The following is a 22,647-nucleotide window of genomic DNA, read 5'->3' as shown; positions in this document are numbered from 1 at the left end:
AGGATAGGGGGAATACATATATGAACACATCAGCTGCACCCATTCGTGAATCAGAAAGGTTAAGTTGGATTGACGCGGCCCGCGGCCTCGCGATACTCGGGATATTCATGGTCAATGTCCCTGCATTCAACGCTCCCTATTTCTTGTATGGCGGAGAAAGTGAATATTGGACTTCTTCTGTGAGCCATACGGTTCAATCCATCATCGATATTTTTTTCCAGGCAAGCTTCTATACGCTGTTTTCTTTTATGTTCGGTTTCGGTATGCAGATGATGAAGGATCGATTGGAAGAGAAGCAGGTCGCTTATCGCCCAGTGATTTTCCGGAGGCTGCTCATCCTGATTGGATTCGGTTTAGTCCATGCCTTTCTGATTTGGCACGGGGATATCCTATTATCCTATGGAACTCTCGGTCTATTGTTATTCGTCTTTTTCAATGCCTCCCCAAGAACACTGCTGCTATGGTCTTATGCAATGCTTGCATTGTTAGTGTTACCTCTGACACTGCTTCTTTTTACAATCAGGGGGCAGTTCGAGGGTATGGTTGACCATGCAGCTATCCAGCAGGCAGTAGGAAATTATAGTGAGGGTCATCTGTTGGCTATATGGCAGCAGAATCTGACCGACTGGCTTTATGCCCACCAGGTCGGGAACCTTCCGTTTCTGGCTCTAAGTCTTCTGCCGATGTTTTTACTGGGCATGTATGTTTGTAAAAAGCACTGGCTTCATGACCCGGATACCCACCGCCGTTCCATCATCAAAGTATGGGTCGTTACAGGTGTCCTCTTTCTTTCTTTTAAAGCGGGACCATATATGTTCGGGAACCCGGAATGGTTGGGGTTAGCTCAAGATAATATCGGGGGAACGGCGTCTGCCATCTTTTATGTCTTATCTATTACTTTATTATTCCGCACAAAAATAGGTTCGAAGATTGCTTACCCGCTCACCTGGATCGGTAGAATGTCGCTGTCCAATTATATTTTCCAATCCATCATCAGCTTTTTCGTTTTTTATTCTGTAGGTCTTGGATTGTACGGGAAGGTCACGCCTCTTTGGAGTGTAATTTTCGTTATTGTCGTCTTTTCCATCCAAATTTTAGCCAGCAAACTCTGGCTGCACCATTTCAAGTATGGTCCATTGGAGTGGTTATGGAGATCATTGACATATAACAAGAAACAGCCATTCAGGCGGAAGACAAAGGACGTTTTTTGAAAAAGGGGGCAGACCAATGAACAGGGCTCAAGTCGTCAAGGAAAGTCAAAAGTGGGTCGAAGAACAAATCATTTCCGAACATCAGCGGGAGCAGTTGATCGAGAGGTATCCAAAAAGGCAGAACAAACCTCTGCTCTTTACTTTTGCAGCAATCTTCATCGGTTTAGGTTTCCTCACATTCATCGCTTCCAATTGGTCCTTTATGCCGGACCTTGTGAAAATGGCTATCATCCTCGTATCTATGCTCGGTTTTTATGCAGCAGGAGAACAGGTGTACAGAAAACAATCACAACGGCTTGGGCTTAGTTTCATTCTTATCGCATTGCTCATTTTCGGTTCCGGGATATTTTTGACCGGCCAAATGTATCACTTCACCTCTTACAGTGCTTTCCCGTTCCTTATCTGGTCGCTTGCGGGGTACGGGATTTACCTCGTTTTCCGCGATCATATTCTTTTCATCACTACTGTCATCCTTTTAACGATCGGCCAGATTTACAGTGGAGTCGTGTTCCAAGAGTATCACTTCTGGCTCGGGCTGCTGTTCATTTTAGGAATCGGATGGGTAGTATATTCCAAAAAAGATCTTTGGCTCACTTTGGTTTTCGGTATCAGTTATTCGATCCAGTCTTTAGTATTCGTTTTGAACGAAAACCTCCAGTATTACTGGTTGATCGTTTTATTCCTCATTCTGTATTTACTGGATGACCTGCTTGCAGACCGAGGTCAAATAAGGGTCTTAAAAACGATGGCTGTTGTTTCAGTATTAATCGTCAATGGTTTCCAGGTCATCTTACTGGGCGTCGACGAACTTTTTTTGGAAGCTGAATCCACCTTCGCATTCTTTATCATTTGGGCAGTATTATTCGTTTTGACAGTCATTCGGTCGGCCTTGAGTTCGACCAATCATTACTGGATCGATTTGATCTTATTCGTACCCGTTTTCAAATTCGGTTTCGGTGACGCTCTGTCCTTGTTGATTTTGTTTGCCTATTCTTTACTTTGGCTGGTATCAGGGTATCAAACAGAGACTGTACGCTGGGTCAATAAAGGGACGGCAGCGTTCATATTGACGACATTTTTAGCTTATTTCCAGCTGGCCTGGGATTTTATGAACAGGTCGTTGTTCTTCTTTATCGGTGGAATTTTGTTATTCATGATGAGCTTTTTCTTAGAACGCAAACGCAGACAGATCCATAAAGGGGGAGGAGAGTCATGAAACGTAAATGGTTTTATGTCATCGTGGGTCTTCAAATCCTTTTCCTTGTTGGAATGTCAGTATCCTATTATGCAATGGACGTTTTCGGCGAATCGATCACTTTAAAAACGGCACCGGTCGATCCGAGAGATCCTTTTTATGGAGATTATGTCACTTTAGGTTTTGAAGTGGAACGTTTTCCGAAAGAAAAATGGTCAGGGTCTGAAGATGTAAAATGGAGAGAGCGGGTTTTTCTTTTATTAGAGGAAGGTGAAAAAGGGATCCACCAGCTCGTCAAAGCTTCTGAATCGTCATTTCAAAGTGGGGAAAATCAAATCGTTCTTCCAGCGAAGTTCGAATGGTATGATGAGCACACGGAAACCTACGTCGTAAATCTAAGTGTCGATCGATATTACATTGAAGAAAATACGGGGGAAGAGTACGAAGGCGAGGGAGATCGTTTGGTAGAGATCATAGTAGCCCCCTGGGGTCAGTTGAAAATCAAATCTCTCAAAACTATTGATTGATAAGAATGAAAGAAGCCGCTCCATTTGTATGGGAGCGGCTTCTTTATTATAGACTCAGCTTAAAACTTCTTTGATTTGTTGGATGGCCCAATCCAAATCTTCTTTACTAATAACTAGTGGAGGAGCGAAACGGATTACATTTTCGTGTGTTTCTTTACATAACAACCCTTTATCTTTCAGTTGTTCACAATACTTACGAGCTGGTTCCGTCATTTCAACTCCGATAAACAACCCTTTGCCTCGGACTTCCTTGATTTTCGGGTTATCGATGCTGCGTAGTTCTTCCATCATGTAGGTTCCAAGTTCAAGGGAACGTTCTGCAAGTTTCTCTTCTTCAATCACTTCAAGTGAAGCGACGGATACTGCACATGCAAGCGGGTTACCGCCAAAGGTGGACCCGTGGGAACCTGGATTGAACACTCCTAACACTTCTTTGTTTGCAACGACACAAGATATCGGGAATACACCTCCGCCCAATGCTTTACCGAGAATCAGCATATCAGGGCTTACATCTTCCCAGTCACAAGCGAACATTTTACCACTTCGGCCTAGTCCCGCTTGAATTTCATCGGCTACAAACAATACGTTTTCTTTTTGACATACTTCATAGGCTTCTTTCAAAAATCCTTCAGGAGGCATGACGATTCCTGCTTCTCCTTGGATAGGCTCAAGTAAGAAAGCGGCGGTATTCTCTGTAATGGCTTCTTTTAGTGCTTCTACATCACCGTAAGGGACCAATTTAATGCCTGGAAGCATCGGTCCGAATCCGCGCTTGTATTCTTCTTCAGAGGATAAAGATACCGCAGACATTGTACGTCCGTGGAAGTTCCCCGTGCAAGCGATGATTTCCGCTTGGTCTTCTTTCACTTTCTTTACATCATACGCCCAGCGGCGTGCAGCTTTTATCGCAGTTTCTACTGCTTCGGCACCTGTGTTCATCGGGAGCGCCATTTCTTTATTCGTGATTTTACAAATTTTTTCATACCAAGGACCTAATTGGTCATTGTGGAATGCACGAGAAGTCAATGTGACACGGCTCGCTTGATCTTGCAATGCTTGAATAATTTTCGGGTGGCGATGGCCTTGGTTGACGGCGGAGTATGCACTTAACATATCCATGTAGCGATTCCCTTCAGGATCCTCAACCCAGACTCCTTCTCCTTTTGCTATCACAATTGGAAGCGGGTGGTAGTTCTTTGCCCCGTATTCTTGCGTTTGATCGATGATACCTTGGCTCATTACTGACATACTATCCCTCCAAATTCATAAAATCTTCCTCCATTATAACAAATTTTGTTGCTATTTTCTTAAAACTTAGAAAACAGGGAAAAACGTCTTAGAATAGGCAGTGATCCGTAACTCGTGGTATCATATCAACAGAATCATTTATAAGGAGGGGAATAAGAAGTATGGCACATCTACATATTACCTCATGGGTAATCGCATTGGTCCTGGTTGGTTTGGCAACCACTTTCACCCGTGGAGGAAGAGAAAAAGCGGCAAAAATCTCACACATGATTTTACGTTTATTTTATTTATTGATTCTATATTCTGGCGGCTCGTTGTTTGCGAGCTATGAAAGTTATGGTGCTCTGATCATCATAAAAGTGCTTGTCGGCTTATGGGCAATAACAGCCATGGAAATGGTTACTATCAAGTATAAAAAGAAAAAGCCAGCTGCCCTTTGGTGGGGTCAATTGGTTGTCGCTGCTATAGCGGCTATCATCCTTGGCTTCGGTTTCTTGGGAGCTGGAGTACTTCCAGCATAATAAAAACGCTGCATGTAAATACATGCAGCGTTTTCGCATATAGGGGTAAAAGGTTTACGTGAAATTACTTATTCATGCTTCCGAATTTGGGGGGAACGGAAGCGAATCTGTTATCACTTATAATGATAATCATTATCAATGAGCGTGTCAATCGTCTTTTTAAAATTTCATATTCCTGCTTGCACCATCATATAGTAAGCTATGATGGTTTTTTTATGTCCTGTAAACGTATTTTTAAGAAGAGGGATGTGAGGCTTGAGTGTGTGGAATTGTTGGATGGATCGACTATAATCATAAATTCATTGATAAAACAATGATATTGGATCGGATGGCCGAAACGTTAAGACACCGTGGACCTGATGATTATCAGAAGTGGATTGAGGGTCCAGCAGCTCTTGGACATCAACGGTTGATTGTTGTAGACCCTCGAGGGGGCAGGCAGCCGATGATCAGGGAAGCCCACAATGAGAAGTATATCCTCTGTTACAACGGAGAATTGTATAACACGGAAGAAATCAGAAACCGATTGATAGAAAAGGGATGGAGTTTTCAATCTCATTCTGATACTGAAGTCGTTTTAATCAGTTACATGCAGTGGGGAGAACGTTGTGTCGACCATATGAATGGAATATTCGCTTTTGCGATTTGGGAAAAAAGAAGAGAGCGGTTGTTTTTAGCGAGAGACCGTTTAGGAGTCAAACCACTTTTTTACAGTGATCACTCGAGTGGTTTCATGTTCGGGTCAGAAATCAAGGCAATCCTGGCTCATCCTGATGTAGAAGAAAGGGTGGATAAAGAAGGGCTGCAGGAAGTATTATCTCTTGGGCCATCCAGAACTCCTGGTCATGGCATATTTAAACATGTGCAAGAAATCCGGCCAGGTCATTTTGCTGTGTGGGAAAAGGGGAATTTGACTGTTCGACGTTATTGGAATGTAGTCAGCCAACCTCATACTCACTCGTTCCAGGAGACCGTGGAGAGGGTTAGAGAGCTCTTCATCGATGCTTCTGAAAGACAGTTGGTCTCAGACGTGAAACTCGGCACTTTCTTGTCAGGAGGCGTTGATTCCAGTGCGATTACAGCAATAGCCGCCGAACACTATAAGAATGAAAAAATGGGGACTCTTCAAACGTTCTCCATCGATTACAAAGATCAGGATAAATTTTTTAAGAAGAATGACTTCCAACCTGACCGTGATGAAGCATACATTCAATTGGTAAGTAAACAGAACGGGACCGATCATACAGTGATGGAAGCGCGGACAGAAGACCTTGTAAATCGTCTTAAACGCGCTGTGGAACTCAGAGACCTGCCAGGCATGGCGGATGTAGATTCTTCACTGCTCTGGTTTTGTGAAAAAATAAAAAAACATGTGACGGTCGCTCTGTCAGGGGAATGCGCAGATGAGATTTTTGGCGGCTACCCATGGTATTACCGTAAAGAAGATCAACAACGAAAAGGGTTTCCGTGGATTCGCTCACTTCATGCGCGTGAGTCGCTCATCCTGGATGACTTGAACGACGATTTGGATATTGAATCCTACATGTTGAGGAGGTATCAAGAGACCATAGATGAAGCTCCCGTCTTACCTGAAGAAGGGAGGGCGTCTCAAAAACATAAACAAATGTTCTATTTGAATATGAATTGGTTTATGCAGACGTTGTTGGAACGAAAAGACCGGATGAGCATGGGGGCCAGTTTGGAGGTCCGTGTACCCTTCAGTGATCATCGATTGGTCGAATATGCCTGGAACATCCCTTGGAATATGAAACATCATAATGATCGAGAGAAAGGGCTCCTTCGTGAAGCTTTAAGGGGCATCCTTCCTGATAAAGTGTTGTTCCGTAAGAAAAACCCTTACCCGAAAACCTTTCATCCTGATTACACGAAAGCGGTGTGTACATGGATGAATGAAATCGCAGCAGACCCGAATGCACCGTTGTTTGATTTGTTCGATAGGAATAGAATCATTACGTTGAATCAATCAGAAGGGAAGTCTATTCAAACGCCGTGGTTCGGACAGCTGATGACCGGTCCGCAGTTGATTGCCCACTTATGTCAAATTAATTATTGGTTAAGTAAATATAAGGTTCGTTTATGAATGGAAGCCATCCTTGCTGAAGGATGGCTTTTTTGTTCATACGCAGGCACTATATGAAGATATTTAGCTTTTTGAATCTCTGTCAGGAGGATTGAAAGTAGAATGTTCACTGATTTGATACAATTTATAGGGTGTATGTACACCTGGCAAATTATCCGATTGACTTGTCTATGTGTAAAACGCTAATCTTAAATTACATTTCTAAATAATAAGGAGATTTTTAAATGAAACGATTATTCATGACTTTGATTCTCTTCCTCGTCTTGCCAACGGCAATGACAGTGCATGCAGAAAATGACACTCCACAGGAGGGGCAGGACCAAAGCATCTATTACATAATGGTGGACAGGTTCATGAATGGGACTACTGAAAATGATTATGAAACAAATTTGGAAAATCCGAAAGCTTATCATGGCGGAGACATTGATGGAGTGATTAAACAATTAGATCATATCAAGGAGCTCGGTTTTACGACTATTGAACTTTCCCCGATCATGAAAAATGAGGCGGGCGGATTTCACGGATTCTGGACTGAAGATTACCGGTCTGTTGAAGAACATTTCGGAACGATGGAAGAAGCCAGGAGCTTAGTGGAAGAAGCCCACGCCCGGGATATGAAAGTCATTTTTGACATGGTGATCGGCTATACGTCGGAAAATCACAGTTGGACTGAAGATGGCGATAAAGACGAATGGTATCAATCCAATGCGAATCAAGATGAACGGATACGCTGGACCAGGGGCTTACCTGCATTGGATCTGGAGAATTCCGAGGTGCAGCAGTATTTTGCAGAAACAGTAAATTTCTGGGTCGAGGAAACTGGAGTGGATGGTTTCCGTTTCCACCATGGATCTAAAAACCCAGAGGACTTCCTGAATCAATTGGATCAACAAGAAGATACTCAAGGTTTATTTTTGATATCTGAAGGGCCTGAAAGCATAGTGGATGCAACTGTGGATCAATTATTTTTCAACGAAGTCCGCAGTACATTTAAAACAGCAGGAGGTTCATTGGAAGAACTTCATAAAAATTCAAATGATAAAAACTTAACTATTTCTGAGAAAAGTACGATAAAAGAGTTAAATAACTTCAAAGATGTAAGGTTTACACACCTAGCTGTAAAAGAAGGACAAAACCCGATTACGAGACTGAAGCTGGCCTTGACTTATCTATATACATCTCCGGGAATACCGGTCGTGTATTACGGCACAGAAGTGCCGCTTGATGATGGGGGAAATTTGGAAGAAAATCCGATGATGAATTTCAAAGCAAACGATGAACAACTGAAGCAGAGAATTGAAAAGTTAAATTCTATGAGAAAAGAATTTCCTGCGATGACCAAAGGTAATTTCGAAGAAGTTTACAATCAGGATGGCATGGCGGTCTTCAAGCGTACGCATGAAGATCAAACGATGCTTGTTGCCATCAACAATGCTGAAGAAACTAAAACGGCTTCACTGAAAGGCTTGGAACAGAACCAGCAGTTGAGAGGTTTGCTGCATGATGGTCTGGTCCGTCAGCACGAAGATGGAAGTTATCGTATAGGAATGGAAAGAGAAACGGCAGACGTTTTCGTTGTAGAAGAAGACCAAGGCTATAACTGGTTGTTTATCGGCTTTGTCGGAGGGGTTCTCGGCCTGTTCATCATTGCAGTCACCATCCTTAGTTTGAAGAGCAGAAAAGCAGCTTCCGAAGAAGGATGATCGTCATTGAAAGACGAGGCAAATTTTTAAACTAAGAAGGTGGAAGTCGTGCGCGATTACAGAGATCAGTCGTTCATACAAATTCAAAAAACGTTGTTTGCAATCCATCAGTATATGGTGAGTGAACAAAAAGAATTCTTTTCAGCATCAACAAAAACTACTTATCTGAAGGCTGTACTCAGTCAGTTGAAAGAATTGAGTGAGGTCTATGATGAAGAGAGTATCAATCGTATTTCTACATTTATTTCCGCTCAATTTGAAAAAGGTGCTCATGCCTATCACGTTCAGCATGGGCGGGAATGGCTGGTCGCTCAAGGAGTCCACACCATTGTTAAACAACTGATTGTTAAAGAACTGGAGAGTGTGGATGCGGAAAGTGGTATCCATGTACCGATGGGTGCAAATGATTTAGCCATTGAAGCCGAAAGCTTTAAATCATTGATGGAGAAAGAAAAAGAGACTTTGGGGTTCGTGGAGGAGCCCCTCTCTTCCCCTTCCACACCAGAAGAAAGTGAAGCTTCAGCATCCAATGAGTCTATGAATCTTCAAATGGATGATGAAAGCAGTGAAGGTGAACTCAGTGAACAACCGCTCACGCAGCGTAGTGTGAAAGCTTCACTTGAAGAAGCTCTGGGTTTAGAAGAAGACGAGTTTTATGAAGAAGAAACTGCTTCTGTGAGTGAGAACGATCGTTTAGAAGACGATCGCTATTTAGAAGAGTTAGAGGCTCTGGATCAGGAGGAAGAAGAACTAGTTTCTGATTCGATAGCTGTAAGGGGGGAGAGTGCAGCCTTCCCAATAGATTTCAGCCCAGATGTAGAGGAAGAAGAAATGGAGGAGGAGTTCAACGACGAACCGGTTCAGAATTCAGAGCAAGGAGTGCAGGGTGATAATGATAAGATCCGCGTCCTCATCGTCGATAGTGACCCGATCACTCCAGCTCTGATCGAAAATTACTTGTCTGGAAACGAGTGGGTGATTAAAGCCTGCTCTCAAGGGAAGAAAGCTCTGGATGCCGCTCTGGAATTCAATCCTCACTACATCTTATCGGAAATCAAGATGGAGGATATGGATGGCCTGCAGTTATGTTATGAGATCAGAAAGCAAGAACGATTGAATCGTACAAAATTCTATTTTTTGACCACTCAGACTTTGCATCACTACATGGTTCGTGCGTTTGAAATGGGAGCGGATGAATATATTACAAAGCCGTTTTCTATGGACGTACTAAAAGCTAGGTTGAAAAGGGATTTAGTTAAATTATGATGGAGTAGATGCGAATGGTAATCACTGTATATTTTATTTTATTTTTTGCGATCTTTTTTTCCTTAGTTATCATAGGTTTGTTCTTTTATTTACTTACTAAAAAAATCATGTTGCGTAACAGAGCTAAAAAGATGCAGGATTTCCATGCGAAGGTCTACCCATTAGTAATCCGTTACATTACTACAGGTTACGACCGTCCGGTTTTTCTGATCTCTTCAAGTGCTAAGTGGCAGCGGCAGGTGATCAAAGAGATCGCCATACAAATTGCGGGTGTAATCAATAGCGAGAAAGAAATCGAACGACTGAACATTGTCATTGAAGATTTCGGTGTCGTTAAAGAAGTGGAAACGATGCTGAAGGATAAAAGGTGGTGGATCGTTTCGGCAGGAGTAAACGAAGCGACCGAGTTACACTTGAAACAGTTCGTTCCTATTATAAAACAGCACCTCTATACAGAAGAATATGATTTGAGAAGGTCAGTGGTCCGTGCTTTGTGTGAAATGGGGGAAAGCATTGAAGTGTTGAACTACATGGTCATTCATGAAAACGAACTCCCTCATAAAGTGATCGTCCACATCGGGGATATGCTGGTAAGTACAGGCTCCGATGATCCTACTTTGATTGATTATATTGTTCAGCATTTTCATCAAGTATCTCCTGAGCTGCAAGGCGTATTTCTTGAAATCATAGGGAAACGAAAAGCGATGAATCAACTGCCTTTACTGACTACTCTATTAAGGCGGGAAGAAAAAGAAATACGATTGAAAGCAATGAGAGCCATCGGAGATATAGGGATGATTTTAGAACCCGAGGCCATTTTCGATTTTTTATTCTCATCCTCTTGGGAAGAACGAGTACTTGCCATATATGTCATCCAAAGCTGTAAATTGGAACAAGCCATTCCGGAACTTGTTAATCATTCAATCCAGGACAAGAACTGGTGGGTGCGTGTCCGTGCTGCGGAAACTTTATATGCTTTTGGCGAAAAAGGTCGAAAAGAGTTGAAAGATGTCGCGGATACTCATGAAGATATCTTTGCTAAAGACATTGCGAATAAAGTATTACAAGAAAAGCATTTGAGAGGATCTTAAATGGACATTTTATTCTTTGATATCTACTACCTATTTAATTTAATCATTCTTTATTACGTGTTGTTTGTCGATTTCTATTACGTATCCCTGTTTTTGCTTTCTTTAAAACAAGTAAAACATTACATGAGAAGGACATCTCACAAGGTTTATAAAGATCTTAACCGGTCGCACCTGACCCCGCCTGTGTCACTGTTGATTCCAGCATATAATGAAGAAAAAACGATTGTCAGTAATTTATTGTCCGCCCTGTTAGTTGAATATCCCGAATATGAAGTCATCGTCATCAATGACGGCAGCACTGATGCTACTTTAGAGGAATTGATAGAATCGTACTCATTGCATGAGGTGAATGTACCGATCCGATATCAAATCCCTACAGAGGAGATTCGTGGAGTTTACCGCTCTCTTCAATATCCTCAATTGATCGTGCTGGATAAAGAGAATGGAGGGAAAGCCGATGCACTCAATGCAGGTGTGAACGCTTCGAACTTCCCTTATATCTGCAGCGTCGATGCTGATTCATTATTGGATCGGGATGCTTTATTAAAAACTACTCAACCCTTCATTGAAGGCGAGGATGATATTGTAGCTTGCGGGGGCATTATCCGTGTCGCCAATGGAACGACAGTAGAGGATGGACGTGTGGTCTCAGTAGGTCTTCCTAAAAATCCATTGGCCATCCACCAAGTCATTGAGTACTTACGATCATTTTTGATGGGGAGGCTCGGCTTCTCTGGCATCAATTCATTGTTGATCATATCCGGGGCATTTGGAATCTTTCGGAAGAGGGAAATCATTGAAATCGGTGGTTATGATACAACCACTGTCGGTGAGGATATGGAGATTATCATAAGGCTGCAAAAATATCTTTATGATAAAAAGAGTAAAGCGAAAGTTATTTTCCTCCCGAACCCGATATGCTGGACAGAAGCACCATCTTCACTGAAAGTGTTGGGAAGACAAAGAATCCGCTGGCATCAAGGGTTATTCCAAGCTTTATGGAAACATAAAAAAACGATGTTCAACCCTAAATATAAGCACATGGGATTAATCGCCATGCCTTACTTTTTCCTGGTCGAATTGATTGGTCCGACGGTTGAATTAGTCGGCACAATCCTTATGTTAGTCGGTTTATACTTTGATATCGTCAACGTTCCGTTTGCCATTTTATTCATTTTGGCTACTTTCGTTTTTGGAATGTTCTTATCGATGAGTGCGGTTCTATTAGAAGAAATGACTTTCCGTAAATATACGAGAGTCCGTGATTTCTTCAAGTTAATGTTATTCAGTATGATTGAGAGCTTTTGGTACCGTCAGCTCAATGCGATCTGGAGAACGATGGCATTTTTCAGAATCCGTCCGAACAGAAAAGCACGAAAAGGTGCTTGGGGAGGAATGGAAAGAAAAGGCCTATCTCAAGAAAATACGTAAGGAGAACGTTCATGATTAAACGAATTTTAGGTGTTATTTTCATTCTGTTATTTTTCATCCTCCTATTCTACCCGTTTCTTTCCTGGCAGTTTGATAGTAAGAAAGCATTATCGGTAGCTGTGATGGATAAAACCGTTCCACAAAATGATTATCGAGAACACAAAGGATTGTATTGGGTGCTGGACCATAAGAAGGTTCGTGACCCGTCTGGTGAATCTTATCAACTGGAATCGGATTATTATGGGTATGACCCTGAAGAATACCAAGGGGATGAAAGCTTTGAAATACCGGATCCAGTGGATTTGATCTATGTAGCTGATACGTATGGCGTGTACGACAAAGATTTGCAGGGCAACCCTTTAGGTGAGCGTTCTGAACTGTTATACGGCGGTCTTACGATTTATGAATGGAATCAAATCATGATGAACAAAACAGATGAGAACACATTAATTGTTGAATTCAACTCTCTGGCTTCACCAACGAACCCAAGTGTCCGAAAGCTTGTGGAAAAAAATCTCGGGATCACATGGACAGGGTGGATCGGGAGATATTTCAAAGAGTTAGATGATGGGGAAGTGCCGGTTTGGCTGAGGGAGAATTGGGAGCGACAGCATGATCAAGAATGGAAGTTCAAAGGGAAGGGACTTGCATTTGTGAATGATCATGATTATGTCATTGTACTTCCATCAGAAGATGTCCACGACAAGGTTCAATTCAAGTGGGAAAAAGAAGCCCGCTCCCTTTATCCGGACGCCGTCGATGGAGAGTACGGATACTGGTTTGACATCATCCAACCTACAGAAGAGGTGGATGTGGAAGCGCGATATGAATTAGCGATCAGTCCTAAAGCTGAAGAGTTGTTGGAAGATAACGGCATCCCTGCTTCATTTCCTGCAATTCTCCATAACAAGGAAAGAAAAACGTATTACTTTGCCGGAGATTATGCAGATGTAGGCGAAGACTATTATGCCCGCTGGTCGATGCCAAGCTGGTACAAGCATGTGAATTCATTTTTCAACGCCGATGATGCTTTCTTTTGGAAGGTATATGCTCCTTTAATGGAATCGATCATCGACGCACAATCATCCGTGGGGGAAAGCGATGTCTAAGTATATTAAAATCCTATTATTGCTCCTATTCTTAGGTGCTTTCGGCTTTAGTGGTGGAGGATACTTCCTGCTCTTCTTCATCGTTCCTTTTGAAGAGTGGTTAGTAGAAATCGGCCGGAAACAAAGCGAAATTGACAGCACACTGAAATATTTCGTATTCGGATGGGGACTGTTCGGTCTTCTTGTCACCTATGTCTTTTATCGCTGGGTCGTAAGAAAAGACAGAAGGGCCCTATCCTATTCAATCACAGCATTCTTCCTGGTCAATGCTGGAATCGTTTTTTACTTGTTCAGCAATACCAATTCTGCTTTGGTCGCTTTGAGTCAAGGGGAAGTCCAAGAGGCTACCGAACAAATCACGTTCGGACCATATCCTCAAAAAGATGACTTATTGAAACTTAAGGAAGAGGGGTATGATGGAGTCATTACTCTCTTGAATCCGACGATTGTTTTCGAAAATCAATTATTGAAAGAGGAAAAGGTAAACGGTGAAGAGGTCGGACTCTCCATCCATTCCTACCCGATGCTTCCATGGGTGGGGGATAATAAAGAATCGTTGGATGGTATTCTGAATTTGGTGAAGGAAAACGATGGGAAAAAGTATTACGTTCACTGTTATTTAGGAAAGCATCGTGTGGACTATGTGAAGAAATTGCTCGTCAGCGCGACAGGAATAAAGGCAGAAAAGCATGCTGAATTGTTAGATGATGATTTTGAGCGGGGAATGGTCTTCACTTATGATGACAGTCGAATTGTCTTAGGCCCTTATCCGACAGATCCGGAATGGTTCAGTCTGCTGAGGCATGAAATTAAGGAAATCGTAACATTACTTGATTCAGATTCCAGCTTATATGAAAAAGAGAAGAAGGTCGCTGAAGAGAATGGAATACAATTCACACCTATTGATGAATTGGAATTTTCAAAGGATGATATAGAACAGTTAGCTGAATATTTACAGAATACTGATCACAAAATCTTCCTCCATGGATTTGATATTGGGGATAGGATGCTGAAGTTGAATGTGATATTAAACAAAGGCTTATCGCCTATCCAAGAAAATCAGTTACCTGCTTCTGTTACCAATGTAGCTTATTGGCTGGCTGTAGGAAATGCGAATCTGGAACCTGCTGCACTCAATAAAGCCGGCATTAGTAATACGGTCAGTTATGGAACGGCTCCTTCTGCCGATATTGTAATGAATGATGATTCGATAGGGGAAGTTTACCGTGTGGCACAGTCGATTCATAGTTTGAAAGAGACGACATATGTGAAGGAAGAAGGTCAACTCAATCAAACATCCTTATTGATAAATATGTTGAATGGCTTTGAATACGGCATAGACGAGTCATTGGATGGAACAAAAGTGGAGAGTGGAGAAATCAACGTCATATCCGGGAATAGGAAAAGGTTCTTAGGACCTGTTCTGAATGAAGTCGAATGGGAAAACCATCTGCTTTCCAACGGAGTAGAACATGTTGTGATGGTGTATGCGGCAAGCGTGCATACCGAAGAGATGAAAAAGCAGACAGAACAACTTGCTGGTCGTTTTAACTTAACTTTTTCTAAGATTGATATGGTCAAAGGTTACGAAGATGAGTTAGTCAAAGAATTAGCAGCGAATGATCGAACGACCTATGTCATTACTGCGGAGGAATTGAAAGATTTAGTAAAGGAAGTATTCAAATAAAAATCCTATCGAATTGATTAAAAGCTCAGAGTCCATAAAGTCTCTGAGCTTTTTTCTTCTATATTTTAAGGCTCTGTTAAAGCTGTAATGGGGTTAGGTGTCCGGTCCGTTATTTACTCAGAGTATGGGATCGCAGGGAAAACAGTACGTTTTCCGCGGGGGACGCTTTAGTCTCCTTGAACTTCGTTCTCCGGGGTCTCACCTTGTTCCTTTTTCACGAAGGAGTCTACCTGTTTTCCCTGCCACCCCGTTCGTAGTTGGTGTAACGGACTTCGATTATGGCCTTTCGAACCTTCTACATTGAGGAGGAGTCATTACCAAGGCCGCCTCATACAAAACCCAGGACGAAAAAGAGCTGATATGAGCTCACATGTGAAATAACAACACCAAGCAATAACAGGACCTTATAAAAAGTAATCCCCTACGACCCTCTGATGAAAAAAGGAGTGAAACTGCATTTCCAGAACAGACGATTTTTAAAGTGGTTAGTAGAACTGAAAGGAATAATGAATTATTTTATTGTCTTTTGTTGTCTGTTCAAATAAATGACAGCTTCTGTATCGATGAAATTCGATTCAGGGATGGGTTTGTTGTTTTTCTTGTACACATAAAGCTTGTTCATCGTATCTGCCAGTTCATCCCTCGTCTGCTCCTCAATATTAAATTTCACCCCATATTGAAAGATTTCAGGTTTCACTTCACCTTTCCAAACGATCTTCCCATCAAGACTGTAATCTTTACCAAAAAGTTTGAAGTAAAAGCGCAGCATAATTTCCGGATTGACCGGCAGTTGCAGCTTAGTAATAAACCTTAAGCCGCCTATGCTGATATTTTCTATCAATACTTTTGATTTTCCTATAACGACGCTCTCGTTATAAAATTCTACGATTGAAAATGAGCCGAGTAATGGGTATGGAAATTCCATCCTGTAAAATTGACGGCGGTTTTTCTCAAAAGATAATTTGATCTGACTTTTCGGCCGTAGGATTCCTCTTTTCAAATAGAATTCATATTCTTGAGCCGGGAGGGGTTTGCTGAAGTAATACCCTTGAATCTGGTCACATTCTTTCTGCTTTAAAAATGAGTATTGATGGATCTCTTCTACTCCTTCAGCTACTACTTCGATACCTAATCCATGAGCTAAATGAATCATAGAAGAAATTATTTGGTTATCTTTATGGGAGTCTGCTCCACAGTTTTTAATGAAGCTTTTATCAATTTTGATAATATCAATATCAAACTCCTTTAATTGTGTAAAAGAGGTATAGCCTGTACCGAAGTCATCGATGGCTATTGATATTTCCATCTCTTTCAATTTACTGAAAATCTCGATTAAATATGGTTCCTTCGTCAATAATGTATCTTCGGTAATTTCCAACTCCAGCCATTCGCCTTTAATATTGTAAGCGTTCATGGTTTGAGTCAGTACTTCAATAAAGTCTTCTTTCATCAGGCTTCTAGGGGATATATTCACAGAAACCGGACGTACAGGGAGGCCATCATTTCTCCAGGAATCGAGCTGCTGACAAGCTTTTTTAATTACATATTCTGATAGCTCTATGATAAATCCACTTTCAACTGCCATGGGAATGAAGAGACCAGGAGAGATGAGTCCCCATTCTGGGTGATTCCAACGAAGTAATGCCTCTGCACCCTCCAGCTTTCCATTGTAACTATCTATACGCGGCTGGTAGTAAAGCTCAAACTGTTCCTCGCAAAGAGCTGTTCTCATGTCTTTCTCTAACTTATATTTTTTGAACGTAGATATATTTTTAGTGGAGGAATAGATTTTGAAATTGTTTTTACCATTTTTTTTGACCATATTCAGCGCGATATTGGCTCGTTGCAGCATTTCAGAAGATGTCTTTCCGTCAGTGGGGTAAAAGCTTATTCCGATACTGACTGTCAAATAAATATCATAGCCTTGGATGTTGAATGGGATTTCAAGAGTCTTAATGATTTCGTTTGCCAGTTGGTTCGATTTTATTGGTGTTGTATCCAATAGGATAATGTATTCATCAGAACCAAACTGAAAAACCAGACCGTCTTCTTTAACTAAACGGTGCAGCTTTTTTCCAACTTCTACGAGAACTTCATCACCAATTTCCAGTCCGAGAGTTTCATTGATGTACTTGAAACGATCAATGTCCACTGACATTAACGTAAAGTTTTCTTTATTTACCCAAATTCCAAAGATCCGTTCGAACTCTCGTCTGTTAGGAAGTCCGGTCAAATCATCATGTTTAGACAAGTAATCAATTTCATGTTCAAGATCCTTTTGGGAAGTAATATCATATAAAGCCCCGAGACACTGGATGATGACTCCTTCTTCATTTTTAATAGGAATAGTCTCTTCATGAAGCCATTTCACCTGATTTTTTTCCAGTTTGATCCTGTATGTGAGTTCGATTTTTTCACCTTTCATTAAATTAGAACGCGCATTTTCTACCTTTGCTATATCTTCAGGATGGATATACTCATTGCTGATATCAGGTTTATCATAAAATTTCTGCAGGGGAAGATCGTAAATAGATTCGAGTCCTTTGGATGCGAATGCCAGTTCATTGCGTTCCATATCGAAACACCACAGCCCTATGCTTAAGTTGTTGTAGATGTTTTTCAGATATTGTTCTTTTACATCAAGTTCTCTTTGGATTTCCACTTCTTTCGTAATATCCTGGATTATCCCTGTCAATAGGTAGGGGCGGTTCTCTTTGTATTGAATGTTGGCGACAGATTTAAACATTTTTTCTCCGTCATTTGAATTGATTTTGTATTTCAATGTAATCAATTCATTTATTTTTTTGTCCGAGGTGAATTGTCCCACCATGGAATTGAAATCTTCAGGGGCCATTAAAGACTGAACATGGGAAGAGATATCCTTAATGTCCTTAATATCCTTAATATGGAGATACTCGTAAGTGATTGGGGAACCGATAAAGGATTCTTCTTCATAGTTGTACTCAAATGTCCCAAGGTTGGCTGAAGTTTCCGCAAGTTTCAATGCCAGGTTTCTGATTTGCAAGTCCGTTTCCACTTTTTCCACCTGACTGATGTTTTTGAACATGATAAATACACCCATCACGATTTCATCCTTGATGTGCGGAATAAAACAAGTTTGGAGAACCACTAGGGACCCATCTTTATACTTTCCGTTTAAAAATCGAATGTGTGTATTGCCATCGCATGCATCTTCTAAATATTTCTTAAACTCAATGGATGACTTTTTTTCAAAGCACTTGTGTAAAGGTCGATTTTTCGAGGAGGAGAACCCGAGTTGTTTGGAAAGGGGGTGATTGTATACCATTTCTTTGCTCGTTTTGTCCATGTAATAAACGGTATCTGAAACAGATTCAAAAAGATTAGTTATTTCCTTGCTTTTATCAGGTAATTGGGGGAGTCTTTTTACAGGTATGTTTTTTTTGAATTTAAAAAATGGTTTGGAAGACCGTAAAACCATTGTTTCGCCTCCTACAAAAATAATATAATCTTGCTTCTTTACCCCTTTTACAAAATATTAAACACTTTTCGACAAGGAAAAACAATATTTTTTTGAAATAATAAAGTAAGGTTTTTTTGCTTATATAAAAAGAAGTGAAAAGAGGCCGTGGAAATGGAGAAACTCCCATTTCCACGGCCTCTTTTCAACGTGCTTGCTTACTTTCATTGTTTGTTCAAATGTAGGAAAGACAGACATGAAAAATGAGTTTAATTACTTTCTTTTTGCCTTGATCTTCTTTTTTTCATAAGCCATAGAATGATTCCAAGTCCAAGCAGGATGACTAAGACTGGAGAATATCCGATTACAAATATCGTCATGAATGAGAAGAATTGAAGGATTCCGTTCAAGGAATCATTGAAGGCTTTTTTTGTTTTCTCCCATGTATTCAATTGTTTTTGATCCACTTTTGGAACAACCACTTTCGTTTCTGTAATGGATAGAGTAATGGTTGAAAAGTCACTTTGGTTTTTTAAGTAGTTCATCTGTCCTTTTAAGGATTCTATATCTGATTGGACACGTTCCAGGTCTTGAGAGATTTTGATCAAGTCTTCCGTTGCGCTGGCCTGGTCTAAAAATGTCAGCAGTCTGGATTCTACCTTTTCTTTCGCCGCAAGTCTTGATTCAAGGTCGACATATTCTTTTGTGACATCTCGTCCAGAGACATTTTTTGATAAAAGATTATCGCTTATTTCACCAAATGCAGTCATCAATGATTGGAAACGTTTTTGTGGTACCCGGAGACGGATAAATCCCTGACGGTTTCCTTGTTCAGTTTTATGGATGTTGGTTTCGACCATATATGCATCGTATTCATTCATTTTTTTATCCAAGTCCTGAGTAAACTTCTCATAATCGTCCGTTTCCAATTGGATATCTGCTTGATAGATCATCATTTTATTATCTGTATTTTCCGATCCATCTTGCTTTTCTTCTGTAGCACTATCTTGTTTTGGTGCTTCTGATATTCCATGGGACTTGGACTCTGATTCTTCAGTGCTTTCACCTTCAGAGTCGGCTGTTTCATAGCTGGATTCTTCTCCACCTTTTCCGCTGCACGCAGATAACAACAGGACAAATATGAGAAAAATAAAGCCGGTTGTTTTACGCATAAAAAGACCCCCTTTTTACGTTAGACGTAAAGAAGGGAGTTTAGTTACAAGTATGTTGGTGATATTTTATTTGTGAGTGTCATTTAAGAAGAATAGGGCGATTGTTCCCGGGCCTGCGTGGGCTCCGATAACAGAACCGATCATATCGATGTGGATGTCTTTGGTTCCAAACTCCGTACGGATCATGTCTGCTAGTTGTTTTGCAGCTTCTTCATCGTCTCCATGACTGATGGCAACCCGCTGATTCTCCAAATCGTTTCCACGCTCTCCCATCAACTCAACCATACGTTTTAGAACTTTTTTCGATCCTCGGATTTTTTCCAGAGGAATCAGTCTGCCTTCTTCCATATGAAGGAGAGGCTTGATTTTAAGAAGTCCACCTACAAAAGCAGCTGTACGACTTACACGGCCCCCGCGCTGTAAGTATTCAAGGTCATCTACCGTAAATAGATGTTCCATATGAGCGGCGTGGTATTGACCGATTTCCAAGATGTCTTCAAAAGTACGGTCTTCATTCGCTAATTCAGCTACTCTCATGATGATTAAACCGTATCCTAAAGATGCGGCTTTCGTATCGATGACTTGGAATTGGGCATCAGGGTGTTCTTCCTTCAATTCTTGTTCAATCATCTTAGCTGTTTGGTATGTACCTGATAATTCAGAGGAAAAAGCAAAGTATATGAATGGCTGCTCCTTTTGGATATAGTGCATGAATCGATCTCTGAAAGCTTGAGGGGAAACTTGACTCGTTTTCGGTTCTTTCCCATTACGCATTTTTTCATAGATTTCCTGGGGTGAAATTCCTTCCCCGTCTTCGTATTCTTCTTGATCGATGGTCACTCTTAGTGGCAATACATCGACAGAATAAGATTCTAATGTCTCTTTAGGTAAGTCACATGCGGAATCACACAAAATTTGTACCGTCATAATCGTCATCCTCTGCTTTTTATTTATTCTATCTTTAGTTTAGGCACAATAGAGGAAGTAGTCAAAATATATTTGAACCTTATTGCGACTTCGACATAAGGTGACAGGAATTGGTATTTATTTACTTGCTTTTACAACTTTCTGGTGATAAAAAGGAATAGAAGCTTTGTTAGGAGGGTTTTTCTTGTTCACTGTTGAAATAAAACGTATATTCATCGTATTAGTGGGCGCAGTACTTAATGCTGTTTCTTTGAATTTATTCTTGATTGAAGCAAACGTTTACGCAAGTGGTTTCACTGGTATTGCGCAATTGATGACCAGCGTATTGACCGATTTTTTAGGCATCCAGGGGCTTAGTACCGGTTTGATTTTATTCATACTTAATATCCCTGTCGCTATTCTAGGTTGGTATAAAGTAGGGAGGGGCTTTACCGTCTATAGTGCAGTGTCAGTAGCCTTTACGACACTTTTTTTGGAAATCATCCCTATAGAGCAATTATCAAATGATATCATTCTAAACGCAGTTTTTGGTGGTGTCCTTGGTGGTATGGGAGTAGGTATAACCTTGAAGTGGGGTGCTTCCACCGGAGGTCTCGATATTATCGCCATGATTTTATCGCGCATGAAGGATCGGCCGATTGGAACGTACTTTCTATTCATTAATGGAGCCATCATCGTTATAGCTGGATTCCTGTACGAACCTGAAAATGCGCTTTATACTCTTTTGACTTTATATGTAACGACACGCGTAATTGATGCAATCCATACTCGCCATGAGAAACTGACAGCTATGATCATTACGAACAAAGCTGCCGATTTGGAAAAATCGATCCACGCTCAAATGGTAAGAGGAATCACAACGCTGCCTGCAAGGGGAGCTTTTACACAACAGGATAAACATATGCTTGTCATGGTTATCACAAGGTATGAGTTGTATGATTTACAACACATCATTTCTGAAGTGGATCCTCAAGCCTTTACAAACATCGTTCAAACAACGGGGATTTTCGGCTTTTTCAGAAAAGATGATAAATAGTTGTAACTTTTCTTCCTTGTATACGACAAATATCACAAATAGCAAATACAGAGGAGTGGCGTGATGAAAAAAAGAACAGCCATCATGATGGGGGTTTTAGCCTTCGGGTTAATCGCATGTGGAGCGGAGGCTGAAAAGGAATCGGCCGAGGCACAAAATAAAAAGGAGGAAACTGTGGAAACTTCTTCTAATAATCCAGAACCTGAAATCGATGTGGAAAAGTTGATTGAACAATTGTCCATGGATGTAGGGATCGAAGCGTCAGAAGACGCAGTGAGCTTTGACTTTTCATTGAAAAACACAGGAGATTCCCCGGTGATCTTAGGATTCACTTCCAGCCAAAAATATGAAATCAAGGTGAACAACTCAGAAGGGGATAGTGTGTACACATTTTCTGCTGATAAAATGTTCACTCAAGAACTTACAACGGAAGAATTGGGTTCAGGAGAATCCCTTACAGCTACAGAGACGTGGACCAATGTCAAAGAACAAGGAGAGTATGAAGCGACGATCACTTTCCTAGTGGATACGATCAATGATCAATCTCTTGAAGCTGTACCTTATCAAGTAACTCAGTCCTTCACGGTCAATGATGAGAACTCTGCTCAGGCTGAAAATGAAAAAGGAAAAACATATGGCAAGGGACAGGCTTTTCGTGAGGTTACTGTATCAGGAGAGAATGGTTCCTATGTAATTCAAGGAGAAGCGCGTGTGTTTGAAGGCTCTTTCCTATATAGCGTCGAAGATGGTCATAACGTCATCATCGAACCGACACCTGTGCAGGTATCGGATGGAGCTCCTGCCTGGTCATCGTTTGAGTTGAACATTGATGTCCCTGAAGATAAACGCCCGGACTTCGGTTTAGTTACACTGACTTTATTTGAAGAGAGCTCAAAAGACGGAAAGCCGACAAACGTAAATAATATACCTCTTGAAAGTTTTCCTTCTGAATAAGGATAAATAAAACCGCCACGATATGAATC

17 protein-coding genes are annotated in these 22,647 nt (G+C 41.1%); 13 read left to right on the top strand and 4 right to left on the bottom strand.

The genetic code is table 11. The annotated features are described in order from the left end of the window. Nucleotides 1-20 precede the first annotated feature (20 nt). Genes LCL89_RS07225 through LCL89_RS07215 form a run of 3 tightly spaced genes read left to right on the top strand, consistent with a single transcriptional unit; the run spans nucleotide 21 to nucleotide 2,933 of the window. A complete protein-coding gene (locus LCL89_RS07225; protein WP_224809186.1) occupies nucleotides 21-1,211 on the top strand; it encodes a DUF418 domain-containing protein in 1,191 nt (396 codons plus the stop codon). A gap of 16 nt (nucleotides 1,212-1,227) precedes the next feature. Continuing rightward, nucleotides 1,228-2,427, top strand: coding sequence for a DUF2157 domain-containing protein (locus LCL89_RS07220; RefSeq protein WP_224809184.1), 1,200 nt, complete (start codon nucleotides 1,228-1,230; stop codon nucleotides 2,425-2,427). Next, a complete protein-coding gene (locus tag LCL89_RS07215; RefSeq protein WP_224809181.1) occupies nucleotides 2,424-2,933 on the top strand; it encodes a GDYXXLXY domain-containing protein in 510 nt (169 codons plus the stop codon). Before LCL89_RS07220 ends, LCL89_RS07215 begins: the two co-directional genes overlap by 4 nt. Before the next feature lie 54 nt (nucleotides 2,934-2,987). On the opposite strand, the gene LCL89_RS07210 is transcribed toward LCL89_RS07215, so the two are convergent. After that, nucleotides 2,988-4,181 (bottom strand): ornithine--oxo-acid transaminase, encoded by a 1,194-nt coding sequence (locus LCL89_RS07210; RefSeq protein ID WP_197315399.1) that lies wholly within the window; start codon nucleotides 4,179-4,181, stop codon nucleotides 2,988-2,990. A 161-nt stretch (nucleotides 4,182-4,342) separates the two neighbouring features. Between LCL89_RS07210 and LCL89_RS07205 the strand changes: the two genes are divergently transcribed. The 8 genes from LCL89_RS07205 (at nucleotide 4,343) to LCL89_RS07170 (ending at nucleotide 15,090) form a co-directional block, all read left to right on the top strand. After that, nucleotides 4,343-4,702 (top strand): YisL family protein, encoded by a 360-nt coding sequence (locus LCL89_RS07205; RefSeq protein WP_197315400.1) that lies wholly within the window; start codon nucleotides 4,343-4,345, stop codon nucleotides 4,700-4,702. 259 nt (nucleotides 4,703-4,961) lie between these two features. After that, nucleotides 4,962-6,803, top strand: a complete 1,842-nt coding sequence (asnB, locus tag LCL89_RS07200; RefSeq protein WP_224809179.1) for an asparagine synthase (glutamine-hydrolyzing) — start codon at nucleotides 4,962-4,964, stop codon at nucleotides 6,801-6,803. 224 nt (nucleotides 6,804-7,027) lie between these two features. After that, nucleotides 7,028-8,506 carry an alpha-amylase family glycosyl hydrolase gene (locus tag LCL89_RS07195; protein ID WP_224809178.1) on the top strand — a complete coding sequence of 493 codons (1,479 nt, stop codon included), beginning with the start codon at nucleotides 7,028-7,030 and terminating at the stop codon, nucleotides 8,504-8,506. A 48-nt stretch (nucleotides 8,507-8,554) separates the two neighbouring features. After that, nucleotides 8,555-9,772, top strand: coding sequence for a response regulator (locus LCL89_RS16835; RefSeq protein WP_224809176.1), 1,218 nt, complete (start codon nucleotides 8,555-8,557; stop codon nucleotides 9,770-9,772). 107 nt (nucleotides 9,773-9,879) lie between these two features. Beyond that, the gene (locus tag LCL89_RS07185; RefSeq protein WP_224809174.1) at nucleotides 9,880-10,863 is read left to right on the top strand and encodes a HEAT repeat domain-containing protein; all 984 of its coding nucleotides are present in this window, start codon (nucleotides 9,880-9,882) and stop codon (nucleotides 10,861-10,863) included. Next, the gene (locus tag LCL89_RS07180) at nucleotides 10,864-12,294 is read left to right on the top strand and encodes a glycosyltransferase family 2 protein (protein WP_224809172.1); all 1,431 of its coding nucleotides are present in this window, start codon (nucleotides 10,864-10,866) and stop codon (nucleotides 12,292-12,294) included. Between the two features lie 11 nt (nucleotides 12,295-12,305). Continuing rightward, the gene (locus LCL89_RS07175) at nucleotides 12,306-13,403 is read left to right on the top strand and encodes a hypothetical protein (protein ID WP_224809170.1); all 1,098 of its coding nucleotides are present in this window, start codon (nucleotides 12,306-12,308) and stop codon (nucleotides 13,401-13,403) included. Beyond that, entirely contained in the window at nucleotides 13,396-15,090 is a 1,695-nt protein-coding gene (locus tag LCL89_RS07170; RefSeq protein ID WP_224809168.1) for a protein-tyrosine phosphatase family protein, read from the top strand. The genes LCL89_RS07175 and LCL89_RS07170 overlap by 8 nt, the downstream gene beginning before the upstream one ends. A 511-nt stretch (nucleotides 15,091-15,601) precedes the next feature. Here LCL89_RS07170 and LCL89_RS07165 read toward each other — a convergent pair. The 3 genes from LCL89_RS07165 to LCL89_RS07155 form a co-directional block, all read right to left on the bottom strand. After that, nucleotides 15,602-18,172 (bottom strand): EAL domain-containing protein, encoded by a 2,571-nt coding sequence (locus LCL89_RS07165; RefSeq protein WP_224809166.1) that lies wholly within the window; start codon nucleotides 18,170-18,172, stop codon nucleotides 15,602-15,604. A 626-nt stretch (nucleotides 18,173-18,798) separates the two neighbouring features. After that, nucleotides 18,799-19,701 carry a DUF4349 domain-containing protein gene (locus LCL89_RS07160; RefSeq protein ID WP_224809164.1) on the bottom strand — a complete coding sequence of 301 codons (903 nt, stop codon included), beginning with the start codon at nucleotides 19,699-19,701 and terminating at the stop codon, nucleotides 18,799-18,801. Nucleotides 19,702-19,767: 66 nt separating this feature from the next. Further along, complete coding sequence (locus LCL89_RS07155; protein ID WP_224809162.1) at nucleotides 19,768-20,628, bottom strand: DegV family protein; 861 nt, start codon at nucleotides 20,626-20,628, stop codon at nucleotides 19,768-19,770. Between the two features lie 184 nt (nucleotides 20,629-20,812). On the opposite strand from LCL89_RS07155, the gene LCL89_RS07150 reads away from it, so the two are divergent. Together LCL89_RS07150 and LCL89_RS07145 are read left to right on the top strand one after the other, a co-directional pair. Further along, nucleotides 20,813-21,664, top strand: a complete 852-nt coding sequence (locus tag LCL89_RS07150; RefSeq protein ID WP_224809160.1) for a YitT family protein — start codon at nucleotides 20,813-20,815, stop codon at nucleotides 21,662-21,664. 63 nt (nucleotides 21,665-21,727) lie between these two features. After that, nucleotides 21,728-22,618, top strand: a complete 891-nt coding sequence (locus tag LCL89_RS07145; RefSeq protein ID WP_224809158.1) for a BsuPI-related putative proteinase inhibitor — start codon at nucleotides 21,728-21,730, stop codon at nucleotides 22,616-22,618. Nucleotides 22,619-22,647 lie beyond the last annotated feature (29 nt).

This window comes from Halobacillus yeomjeoni, assembly GCF_020171525.1.
Lineage (GTDB): Bacteria > Bacillota > Bacilli > Bacillales > Halobacillaceae > Halobacillus > Halobacillus yeomjeoni.
The sequence above is the reverse complement of the archived record's forward strand: the minus strand, read 5'-3'. Positions and strand labels throughout refer to the sequence as shown.